Here is a 10,474-nt window from a genome sequence, read left to right on the forward strand (position 1 = left end):
GGCCATGTTCGAAAACCAGCTCATCGAATCGAAGCGCCGGAAGGGCACCGGCAAGAAACCGCTGACGTTCTTCCTCTCGGTGATCATCCACGGTCTGGTGATCGGGACCGTCGTCGCGGCCTCGCTCTGGTTCGTGGAGGACGTCCCCGAGCCGCCGATCCCGGTGCAGTTCTACGCGGCGGCTCCGCCGCCGCCTCCTCCCCCGCCTCCTCCGGCGCCGAAAGCCGCGCCGCAGAAGGCGCAGCCGAAGCCGACGCCGCAGGTCACGGAGCGCGTGATGTCGCCCACCGTCATACCGGACGTCATCCCGCAGCCCCTCCCCGCGCCCGAGCCCGTCCAGACACCCGGCGAAGGAGTCGAGGGAGGCGTCGAAGGGGGCGTTCCCGGCGGCGTCGTGGGCGGGGTGATCGGCGGGACGCCGGGAGGCACCGGCACCACCCCCGGCGCACCGCTCCGCGTCGGCGGCGACGTGAAGGCGCCGATCCTGAAGGAACGCGTCGAGCCCGTTTATCCCGAGCCGGCGAGGAAGGCGCGCATGCAGGGCGTCGTGATCCTCGAGGCGATCATCACCGCGGACGGCACGGTTTCGGACGTGAAGGTGCTGAAATCGGTCAATCCGCTTCTCGACGCCGCCGCCGAGCGCGCGGTGTCTCACTGGACCTACCGGCCCGCCACGCTGGGCGGGCGGGCGGTCTCCGTGTACCTCACGGTCACGGTCAACTTCCAGCTGCATTGATTGTCGCGTGTGCGCATTAAGATGAGGAGGATTTTTTAATCATGTTGGAAATTTGGAACTCGATGAGCTGGATCGCCCGATCGGTGGTGATCATCCTGGGAGCGTTGTCCATCTATTCCATCACCGTGATGATCGAGCGGCTGATCACCTTCGGGAAAGCGAAGAAGCAGTCCCTCATCTTCGCGCGGCAGGTCACGACGTTCCTCAAGCAGGACAACATCGCGGGGGCGATCGCCGAGTCGAAGAAATACAAGGACAGCCACCTCGCGCGCGTCGTCTCGGCCGGCCTCTACGAGTTCCAGTACGAGGTCCAGGCCGGCACGATGAACGTTCCCGGACACGACGTCGTCGAGGCCGGCAAGCGCGCCGTCGAGCGCGAGGCCCTCATGGTGACGGCGGACTTCAAGCGCGGCATCGGCGGTCTCGCCACGATCGCGACGACCGCGCCGTTCATCGGGCTCTTCGGAACGGTCGTCGGCATCATCCACTCCTTCGAGGGCATCTCGAAGGGCGGCGGCGGAAACCTGGCGAGCGTCTCGGGCGGCATCGCCGAGGCCCTCTGGACGACGGCGGCCGGCCTCTTCGTCGCCATTCCCGCGGTGTGGATGTTCAACTTCTTCATGAACAAAATCGAGCGCTTCCAGGTCGAGATGTCGAACTCCGCGTCGGAGCTCCTCGACTACTTCGTCAAGAAGCAGGGAGCGGCCCGGGCCTCGTAGGCCCGGCGGACCAAGGGAGGGATCCATGGACCTCGGTGGGGACAAGGGAAACATCCGGAGCGAGATCAACGTCACGCCGCTCGTGGACGTCTGTCTCGTGCTGCTGATCATCTTCATGGTCGTGACTCCGATGCTCGGCACCGGAGACATCACGCTGCCGCAGACCGCCCAGCCCTCGAAGAAGCCCGAGGACCAGAAGCAGATCGTCCTCAACGTGAAATACGGCAACCCGCCGATTCTCGGGATCCATGACGACCTGGGCGATAACATCTACTCCCGCCCGGATTTCGAGAAACAACTCGACGAGGATTACCAGCGCAATTCGACCCGGCCCGTCGTCATCAAGGCGGACACGCGCCTCTCGTGGAAGCAGGTTCGCGACGTGATGCGCATCGCGAAGGACGCCGGCTTCGAGAACGTCGGGCTCATCACCGACAAGAAGCAGAAGCCCGGCCAGTAATCGGGAACGCGCGAGGGAGAACCGCTTATGGAAATGGGAAAAGTCGGCAACGTCCGGAGCGAGATCAACGTCACCCCGCTCGTCGACGTGTGCCTCGTCCTCCTCATCATCTTCATCGTGATCCAGCCCATGACGCAGATGGGCTACAACGCGACCATCCCCCCGAAGGCGCCCCCGTCGGCGACCCCGTCCGCGCCGCCTCCGGACCAGCTCGTCGTCTCCTACACGGCCGACAAGAAGATCTTCCTCAACAAGCAGGAGATGACGCAGACGGCCCTCGTGACTCAACTCGGGCAGATCCTCGAAAATCGCCGGGAGAAGGTCGTCTTCTTCTCGGTCGACGACACCGCGAACTACGGCGAGACGATGAACGTCATGGACGCCGTCCGGAACTCGACGGGATACAAGGAGAACGCCGAAGAAGGCGTGAAGATCGGCATCGTCATGGAGCCCGTGCCCGTCCGCTAGACCCTTTCCCGGTTACGGCAACGCAAGTTTGACGGGCCCGCACGGCGGGCTCGTTTTTTGAGGAGCAGAGAATGACCTGGGAAATGCCGATCATCTTCCTGTGTTCCGGGGGCGCGCTCGTGTTCGCCTGGGGCCTCGCGCGCTGGGTCCTGAAGCGCGACACCGGCACTCCCGCGATGAAAGCCATCTCGGACGCCATCAAGGAGGGCGCGGAGGCGTTCATGCGGCGTCAGAACCGCACGATCGCGTCGCTCGCGCTCGTCCTCGCGGCGGTGATCTTCGTGCTGTACGCCTACGCGAAGGGAGACATGCAGCTCGCCGCGACGACGACCGTGTCGTTCATCCTCGGGGCCGCGTGCTCGCTGATCGCCGGCTACGTCGGAATGTGGGTCTCGATCCGGGCGAACATCCGCACGGCGTCGGCGGCGAGAACGTCGTTGAACGGCGCCCTCCAGACGGCGCTGCGCGCGGGAGCGGTCTCCGGCCTCTTCGTGGTCGCGATGTCGCTGCTCGGCGTCGGGGGCCTCTTCGCGGTCCTGCGCGCGATGGGAGAGGATCCGAAGCGGATACCGTTCCTGATCGTCGGCTACGGGTTCGGGGCCTCGTTCGTCGCGCTCTTCGCCCAGGTGGGCGGAGGCATCTACACGAAGGCGGCGGACGTCGGCGCCGACCTCGTCGGCAAGGTCGAGGCGGGTATTCCCGAGGACGATCCGCGCAACCCGGCCGTGATCGCGGACCTCGTCGGGGACAACGTCGGCGACTGCGCGGGCCGCGGCGCCGACCTCTTCGAATCGACGGCCGCCGAGAACATCGGCGCCATGATCCTCGGCGTCGCCCTCTGGCCCTATTTCGGCCTCGGCGGCGTGCTCTTCCCGCTGGTCGCGCGCGCCTTCGGGATCGTGGCGTCGATCATCGGCGTTCTCGTGGTGAAGACGAAGGAAGACGTGGATCCGATGGTCGCGTTGAACCGCGGCTACTACGTCACCGCCCTCCTCGCGATGGCCGGGTTCGCCTTCACGACCCGCTGGCTCCTGAACACCGCGGAGGCTCCCGCGGCCTGGTGGCACTTCCTGATCTGCGGCGTCATCGGCATCCTGACGTCGCAGGCGTTCGTCTACATCACGCAGTACTACACGGAGTACAAGTACCGTCCGGTGCGCGAGATCGCGGAGGCTTCGCAGACCGGCCCCGCGACGAACATCATCACGGGGATCGCCGTCGGTTTCGAGTGTACCGCGCTTCCGGTGGTCGTCATCTCGATCGCGATCATCGCGAGCTACTACGTCGGGCGGGCCTCGGGGATCGCTCACGCGGGGCTGTTCGGCACCGCGGTCGCGACGATGGGAATGCTCTCGACCGCCGCGTACATTCTCGCGATGGACACCTTCGGCCCGATCACCGACAACGCGGGCGGCATCGTCGAGATGTCGCAGCAGCCGGAGGAGATCCGCAAGAAGACGGATCGCCTCGACGCGGTCGGCAACACGACGAAGGCCCTGACCAAGGGATACGCGATCGGCTCCGCGGCGCTCGCGGCGTTCCTGCTCTTCTCGGCCTACCTCGACGACGCGACCGAGCTCATGCGCCAGAAGGGGCTTCTCGGCGTCACCGAACGCCTCCACGTCGACATGAGCAAGCCCGAGGTGTTCATCGGCGGGCTCCTCGGCGCGATGCTCGTCTTCCTCTTCTCGGCCCTCTGCATTCGCGCGGTCGGCAAGGCCGCTTACTTCGTGATCAACGACGTTCGGGCGCAGTTCAAGGAGAAGCCGGGCATCCTCGCCGGCACCGAGAAACCCGACTACGGCCGCACCGTCGACATCGTCACCCGCGGCGCGTTGAAGCAGATGGTGCTCCCCGGCCTCCTCGCGGTGGGCATGCCGATCGCGGTCGGGATCCTCTTCCGGTTCCTCGGGATCGGCGCCGAGACCGTGGCCTCCTTCCTGATGGTCGGCACGATCGCCGGGATCCTGATGGCCACGTTCCTGAACAACGCCGGCGGCGCGTGGGACAACGCGAAGAAGTACATCGAGATGGGAATCTACGGCGGAAAGCGTTCCGAAGCCCACAAGGCCGCGGTCGTCGGCGACACGGTCGGCGACCCCTTCAAGGACACGGCGGGGCCGTCGCTGCACGTCCTCATCAAGCTCCTCTCGACCATTACGCTGGTGCTCGCGCCCCTCTTCATTTAGCGAGCGAAGCCGCGGGAGGGGCGCGGCGATGCATCGAGCCGGGCGGGCGCGTGCGCCGCGACCCGCGGCCTTAACGTACGCCCCGGTACGCCGCGGCCGCGGGCTCGGGCGCCCGCATCCCGCCGGGCTCGCGCCTCCCCGCGCCTGAGGTTGGGTGAAATCGCACGGCGGTTTTCGCGTGGACGCATAGAATTCCCCCGATGACCTGCAGGATCATCGCGGCTTTTGCCGTCACGGGAATCGCCATCACCGCCGCCCAAGGGATCACGGTTCGGCCGGCAGCCCCGACGGCACCCGAAAAGCTCTTGGACGCAATCGCAATCGGCACACCGACTCCGCAGTTCGTCAGCACTGCAATCGCGGAGTGCGAGGTCACGGCAAACAGCCAGGCTCGGTGCGAGCAGCATCTGGCGCGCGTGTTGCTCGAATATGCTGCCAGCGGCGAAACGGAGGCATCGGTTGTCACCGAAGGCATCGCGTTGGCCGAACGTGATTTTGAAGCCGCGGCCCGCAGAATACGAAACGCCATTCGTTCAGCCGACCGAACCCTACCGCCGACATCTGCAGACCTTGGAGTGATCGGCGAGACAGCCTTACCCCGGGGAGAGGATCGGAGCAACGTCACCATCTCGATATGGCAGGCCCGCGTGGATCATTTCGTCCTCCCTCTTCTTCCGCCGAAAGCCTCTGACCGGGTGGCGCGTGCCTTCGAAATTGCGAGCGCGTCGTCTTGCGGACGAGCGTTCGGGGGGACCGCCCTCAATGTGTGTCACGACATTGGCCTTGTAAGCATGCAGCTTTCGGCTCTTCGTCTTGTTTTTCGGCCGCTCCTGACGAGCGAAGGGCGCGAGGCCGCCTTGACGCCGTTTCTGCTGGTTTCGTCAGAACTGGTCGAGCGCGCCGTGATGCGATTTGGTCAGAACGATGACGAACTGATCTCCGGTGGGCTGAGGCTCGTCGAACGCTGGCGGGTAAGGAAGCCATCGCGGTGGCGCGCGTGGGCTGATCTCGAATCCTGGTTCGGAGAGAGATGAGGCGCTACTCGCCCATTTTCAAAACAAAAAGACCGCTACACGAACCGGAACAGGATCTCGTTCGACACGAGAAACCCCCGCTCGGTGAGCGCGTAACGCTCGCCGCGCCGCTCGATCAACCCGGCGTCGATCCAGCGCGGCCAGTCCTCGCGGAGCGCGGCGTCGCCGCGTTCGGCGAGCCACGACTCGATCCGCTCCGCCGGGATCCCCTCGCGCGTGCGCGCCGCGAGCAGGATCTCCTCCCGCTCGCGCTCGACATCGTCGATCGCCCGATCGGCGACCGTCGGGCGGCGGCCGTGCGCGATCGCGTCGAGGTAGGCGCCGAGAGACGCCGTGTTCGCCCTTCGGCGCTCGTCCCAGAGCTCGTGGGCGCCGACCCCGAGGCCGAGCGTGGGAACGCGCCGCCAGTACTTCGCGTTGTGGCGGGCCGCCGACCCCGGCCGGGACCAGTTCGACACCTCGTCGTGGCGGAAGCCGGCGTCGCACAGGAGACGGCCGGCGTCGAGATACGCGTCCGCCTGCGCGTCGTCGGTGAGATAGCGCCCGGGATGGAGGCGGCGGTCCTCCGCGATCCGCTTCGCCTTGTCGAGCTCGAGGATGTAGATCGAGACGTGGCCGGCCGGGCCGGCGGCGAGCCGGGAGACGTCGGCGAGCAGTCCTCCGCGCTCCTGCCCGGGAATGCCGATCATCAGATCGGCCGACATCGCGAGTCCGGCCGACGCGAGCCGATCGATCGCGCGCGCGGCGTCCTCGCCGGTGTGGATCCGGTCGATCGCCCGAAGCTCCTCGTCGCGAAACGACTGGACGCCGAGCGACACCCGGGTCGCGCCGGCCTCCCGCCACGCGGCCGCCGCGGCGTCCGTGACATCGTCCGGGTTCGCCTCGATCGTGATCTCCGAACCGTCCTCGAATTCGAAGGCCGCCCGCAGGTCGGCCAGAAGCGCGGCGAGGAGGTTCGGCGGAACCGTCGACGGCGTCCCGCCGCCGAGATAGAGCGAGTCGAAACCCGCCCCGCCCGCCTCGGGCGCGACGAGCTCCGCCTCCCGGCGGAGCGCTTCGAGATAGCGGTCGCGGCTCGAGAAATCGGTCGTGAGCACGAAGGTGCAGTAGGAGCACCGGCGCACGCAGTACGGGACGTGGACGTAGAGGCCGGCGGGGGTCACCGGGCGATTCCGGCGAGGACGGCTCGGGCGAGGCGCGCCTCGGGAGAGTCGGGCGGCCAGAGAATGCGAAGGTTTCCTTCCCGCTCGAGGTCGGCCACGTCGCGGTCGAAATCTTCGACCCGGCGGGCCGCGGCGAGGAGCGCCGAGGCGCGCGGCTCCTCCCCCGCCTCCGCCTCGCTCTCGAACGCGTCGGCCAGCCGCGCGTTCGCCTCGAAATCCCGCCTCCCGACGAGGGGCGGGATGCGCGCGGGAATGCCGGCGCGAGCCGCGAGCGCCCGGAATCGCGACCTCGCTTCGTCGGTTCCCCGATCCCAGTCGCGATGATGGACGGCGTCGAAGAACGCGTCGGCGCGGTCCGGATGGCGCGCCGCGAAATCGCCGTGGATCGCGGCGCGGGAAGCTCCGTCTCCCGAGAGAGGGAATCCGGCGGCGAACGCCGCTCCCGAGCCGGCGGCCGCTCCGAAGAAGGCGGCGAGGAAGTCCTCCTCCCCCGTCCAGCCGGGAATCCACGGCAGCGCCACTCCGGAGGGCCGGGCGCCCCCCGCGAACCGTTCCCAGAACTCGTCCGCGGCGAGCGTTCCGTCCCACACGACGACGCGCGCGAGGTCGGGCCCCGCGGCGATCTCGTTCGTGGCGCGGTCGGCGGTCTCGACGAGGACCGATGCGCGCCCGAGCCGCCGCGCGGCCTCGACCGCGGCCGCCGCCGCGCCGTACACCGGCTCGGCGGGCGCGGCGGGCCCGACGAGGATCCTCCCGGCGGCCGCGCGCGCGAATGCGTCCGACCACGCATCGGGCGAGGACGGACCCGCGGCGGTCGCGATCTCCCCCGGCCGCCGGTACGTCCCGCGCCACGGATCGCCGCCCGGCGCGTCGTAGCCGGGATACGGGAGCGCGCGCACGCGGCCGCGAGCGCCGGCGAAGGGATGGAACTCGCCTCGCCGCACGGCGGCCGGCGCCGACCCTTCGTAGACGATCATCGTCGGAGCAGCGACTCGACCCAGCGGGCGATCATGTCGGCCTCGAAGTTGAGCCGCGAGCCGGGCCGGCGGCCGCGGAGCGTCGTCGCGCGAAACGTGTGCGGGATCACCGCGACCGAGAAGCGGCCTCCCCGCACGCCGATCGCCGTCAACGAAATCCCGTCGAGGGCGACGGATCCCTTCTCGATCACGTAACGGCCGAGCGCGCGCGGGACCGCGAACCGGAAAATCCAGGAGTCCCCTTCCGGCTCGACGGAGACGACCCGAGCGATCCCGTCGACGTGCCCCGAGACGAGGTGGCCGGAGAGGCGGTCCGCGAGGCGCACGGCACGCTCCAGGTTGACGGCGTCCCCGTTTCGGAGCTCTCCCAGGGTCGTTTTCCGGAGGGTCTCCGGCGAGAGATCCGCGCGAAACAGCGCGGAGCCGGCGAGCGCGGTGAGACAGACCCCCGACACGGAGATGCTCTCCCCGCGCCGAAAGCGCCCGAAACGCGCCGGCGGACGCACGGCCAGGCGCGCTCCCGCGGGCGAGACGTCGATCCGATCGACGCGGCCGGTGGCGGAGACGATGCCGGAAAACACGTTACGCCTCCCCCTTCAATTCCGGGTCCTCCCCGTCACGAGCAGGTCCGGGCCGAGCGCCGACGCCGTCATGCCGGAGAGCGCCGGCGCCTTCGCCAGGGGAACGCCCGGGCCGCCGAGAATCGGCCAGGCGCCGGCGCCCCCGAGGAGCTTCGGAGCGAGGATGATCGCCCAGCGGTCGATCAGCCCCGCGGCGTGGAACTCCGTCAGCGTCCGCGTGCCTCCTTCGACGATGAGCCCGGTGACGTCTTCGGCGCCCAGCCGGGCGAGCGCCGCGGCGAGGTCGATTCCCCTTCCGCGGCGCGCGCGCCGCAGCCGCACGACGCGAACGCCGCGGGAAGCGAGGCGCCGTTCCTTCGCCGCGTCCCCCCGCGAAGAGGTCCAGATCTCCGCGCCGGTTCCCCGGAAGATCGGAAGCGCCTCGGGGACGCGGAACGCGCCGTCGAGCACGATGCGGCGATGCGGCGTCGTCCGGTTCCATCCGAGCCGGCGAGTCAGCCGCGCGCGGTCGTGCTCCGCCGTCGCGGCCCCGACGACGATCGCGTCGAACTCCTCCCGCCACTCGAGGGAGCGACGCCGCGCCGCCGGCCCGCTGATCCACCGGGACTTCCCCCGGGAATCGGCGATCCGGCCGTCCAGCGTGGCGGCGACCTTCGCGAGGACGAAGGGACGGCCGCGGGTGATCCAGACGTCGTACCGCTCGTTCTGGAGCGCCGATTCGCGGGCGAGCACGCCGTGTTCGACCTCGATCCCCGCCGCGCGGAGCCGGCGGAAGCCGCGCCCCGCGACCCGGGGGTTCGGGTCGCGGCGCGCCGCGACGACGCGGCGGATGCCGGCGCGGACGATCGCATCGGCGCAGGGCCCCGTGCGCCCCTGGTGCGCGCACGGCTCGAGCGTCACGTAGAGCGTGGCGCCCTTCGCGCGTCCCCCGGCGGCCGCGAGCGCCTCGATCTCCGCGTGCGGCTCTCCCGCGCGGCGGTGCCAGCCCTCCGCGACGAAGCGTCCTCCCCTCACGAGGACGGCGCCGACCATCGGGTTCGGCGAGGTGGACCAGCGCCCCTTCTCCGCGAGCGCGAGCGCCCGGCGCATCCACGTCTCGTCGTCCGTCTTCATCCGTCCAGCAGGGCCGCCGCGAAGTCGCGGGCGTCGAAGGGCACGAGGTCGTCCTGGCCCTCCCCGACGCCGACGGCGACGACCGGTATCCCGAGCTCCCGAAGGATCGCGAGCACGACCCCTCCTTTGGCGGTTCCGTCGAGCTTGGTCAGGACGACGCCGGTGACGCCGGCCGCCTCGACGAACCGCTTCGCCTGCGCCAGGCCGTTGCTCCCGGTCGTGGCGTCGAGGACGAGGAGGCTGCGGTGCGGGGCGCCCGCGACTTCCCGCCCCGCCACCCGGCGCATCTTCGCGAGCTCCTCCATCAGGTTGAATTTCGTGTGGAGGCGTCCGGCGGTGTCGACGTACAGCACGTCGGCCTTACGGGCGCGGGCGGCCGCGATCGCGTCGTGCACGACCGCCGCGGGGTCCGATCCTTCGGAATGCTTGATGACGGGCGCACCGATCCGGTCGCCCCACGTCTGCAGCTGCTCGATCGCCGCCGCCCGGAACGTGTCGGCGGCGGCGAGGATCACCCTCCGCCCCGCCGCGATGTCGCGCGCCGCGAGCTTGGCCGCCGTCGTGGTCTTCCCCGTCCCGTTCACTCCCACGATGAACACGATCTCGGGCCGGGATTCGGGGACGTGCTCGGTCGGGGCGGTCGCGAGCAGCGCGTCGATCTCCTCCTTCAGGAGCACGCGCAGCTTCGGAAGGTCCTCGGGCCGGTAGCGGCGCGCGCGCGCGGCGACGCCGGCCACGAGCGTCCCCGCCGTCTCCGCGCCGACGTCGGCCGCGATGAGCGCCTCCTCCAGGGTCTCCAGCACGGACGCGTCGTAGCCGAGCTTCTCCTTGACCGCCCCCTCGATCTTCTCGAGGATCTCGGTGTGCGTCATGAAGAGCCCGCGCTTGATCTTGGAGAAGAATCCCGAGGCCTTGTCGGCCATCAGCCCCCCCACGCCGCCGGAGCGGTTCAGAGATTCTCGCGCAGGTCGGCCGACGCGCGGGAGAGCTGGCGGCGGGCGAGCGCCGGAGCGACCGAGTCGTCCGTCAGCAGC

Annotated in this window: 11 protein-coding genes; 6 read left to right on the forward strand and 5 right to left on the reverse strand. The window is 69.3% G+C overall.

What is annotated here, in order from left to right; translation table 11 throughout:
• Nucleotides 1-4 precede the first annotated feature (4 nt).
• From VKH46_10555 to VKH46_10580, 6 genes are all read left to right on the forward strand, one after another.
• Nucleotides 5-736: a TonB family protein gene (locus VKH46_10555; GenBank protein HKB71273.1), complete on the forward strand. Its 732-nt coding sequence runs from the start codon at nt 5-7 to the stop codon at nt 734-736.
• A 41-nt stretch (nt 737-777) separates the two neighbouring features.
• On the forward strand, nt 778-1,455 hold the full coding sequence (locus VKH46_10560) for a MotA/TolQ/ExbB proton channel family protein (GenBank protein ID HKB71274.1): 678 nt from the start codon (nt 778-780) through the stop codon (nt 1,453-1,455).
• Nucleotides 1,456-1,480: 25 nt separating this feature from the next.
• Nucleotides 1,481-1,915, forward strand: coding sequence for a biopolymer transporter ExbD (locus VKH46_10565; protein HKB71275.1), 435 nt, complete (start codon nt 1,481-1,483; stop codon nt 1,913-1,915).
• Nucleotides 1,916-1,942: 27 nt separating this feature from the next.
• Nucleotides 1,943-2,383: a biopolymer transporter ExbD gene (locus VKH46_10570; GenBank protein ID HKB71276.1), complete on the forward strand. Its 441-nt coding sequence runs from the start codon at nt 1,943-1,945 to the stop codon at nt 2,381-2,383.
• Between the two features lie 83 nt (nt 2,384-2,466).
• Entirely contained in the window at nt 2,467-4,572 is a 2,106-nt protein-coding gene (locus tag VKH46_10575) for a sodium-translocating pyrophosphatase (GenBank protein HKB71277.1), read from the forward strand.
• A gap of 200 nt (nt 4,573-4,772) precedes the next feature.
• Nucleotides 4,773-5,606 carry a hypothetical protein gene (locus VKH46_10580; GenBank protein ID HKB71278.1) on the forward strand — a complete coding sequence of 278 codons (834 nt, stop codon included), beginning with the start codon at nt 4,773-4,775 and terminating at the stop codon, nt 5,604-5,606.
• Nucleotides 5,607-5,641: 35 nt separating this feature from the next.
• Here the strand turns inward: VKH46_10580 and hemW are convergent, their stop codons facing one another.
• From hemW to ftsY, 5 genes are read right to left on the reverse strand one after another with little or no spacing between them, the layout of a single operon-like run.
• Complete coding sequence (gene hemW / locus VKH46_10585; GenBank protein HKB71279.1) at nt 5,642-6,769, reverse strand: radical SAM family heme chaperone HemW; 1,128 nt, start codon at nt 6,767-6,769, stop codon at nt 5,642-5,644.
• Entirely contained in the window at nt 6,766-7,746 is a 981-nt protein-coding gene (locus tag VKH46_10590; GenBank protein HKB71280.1) for a hypothetical protein, read from the reverse strand. The genes hemW and VKH46_10590 overlap by 4 nt, the downstream gene beginning before the upstream one ends.
• Nucleotides 7,743-8,327 (reverse strand): riboflavin synthase, encoded by a 585-nt coding sequence (locus VKH46_10595; protein ID HKB71281.1) that lies wholly within the window; start codon nt 8,325-8,327, stop codon nt 7,743-7,745. Before VKH46_10595 ends, VKH46_10590 begins: the two co-directional genes overlap by 4 nt.
• A 15-nt stretch (nt 8,328-8,342) precedes the next feature.
• The gene (ribD, locus tag VKH46_10600; GenBank protein ID HKB71282.1) at nt 8,343-9,440 is read right to left on the reverse strand and encodes a bifunctional diaminohydroxyphosphoribosylaminopyrimidine deaminase/5-amino-6-(5-phosphoribosylamino)uracil reductase RibD; all 1,098 of its coding nucleotides are present in this window, start codon (nt 9,438-9,440) and stop codon (nt 8,343-8,345) included.
• Nucleotides 9,437-10,363 carry a signal recognition particle-docking protein FtsY gene (gene ftsY / locus VKH46_10605; GenBank protein ID HKB71283.1) on the reverse strand — a complete coding sequence of 309 codons (927 nt, stop codon included), beginning with the start codon at nt 10,361-10,363 and terminating at the stop codon, nt 9,437-9,439. Before ftsY ends, ribD begins: the two co-directional genes overlap by 4 nt.
• Between the last annotated feature and the right edge of the window lie 111 nt (nt 10,364-10,474).

This window comes from Thermoanaerobaculia bacterium (genome assembly GCA_035260525.1).
Classification (GTDB): domain Bacteria; phylum Acidobacteriota; class Thermoanaerobaculia; order UBA5066; family DATFVB01; genus DATFVB01.

Coding starts and splice junctions, on each gene's coding strand:
- VKH46_10570 (HKB71276.1), top strand. CDS start 1,943: ATGGAAATGGGAAAAGTCGGCAACGTCCGGAGCGAGATCAACGTCACC.
- ribD (HKB71282.1), bottom strand. CDS start 9,440: ATGAAGACGGACGACGAGACGTGGATGCGCCGGGCGCTCGCGCTCGCG.
- VKH46_10590 (HKB71280.1), bottom strand. CDS start 7,746: ATGATCGTCTACGAAGGGTCGGCGCCGGCCGCCGTGCGGCGAGGCGAG.
- VKH46_10555 (HKB71273.1), top strand. CDS start 5: ATGTTCGAAAACCAGCTCATCGAATCGAAGCGCCGGAAGGGCACCGGC.
- VKH46_10580 (HKB71278.1), top strand. CDS start 4,773: ATGACCTGCAGGATCATCGCGGCTTTTGCCGTCACGGGAATCGCCATC.
- VKH46_10565 (HKB71275.1), top strand. CDS start 1,481: ATGGACCTCGGTGGGGACAAGGGAAACATCCGGAGCGAGATCAACGTC.
- VKH46_10575 (HKB71277.1), top strand. CDS start 2,467: ATGCCGATCATCTTCCTGTGTTCCGGGGGCGCGCTCGTGTTCGCCTGG.
- ftsY (HKB71283.1), bottom strand. CDS start 10,363: ATGGCCGACAAGGCCTCGGGATTCTTCTCCAAGATCAAGCGCGGGCTC.
- VKH46_10560 (HKB71274.1), top strand. CDS start 778: ATGTTGGAAATTTGGAACTCGATGAGCTGGATCGCCCGATCGGTGGTG.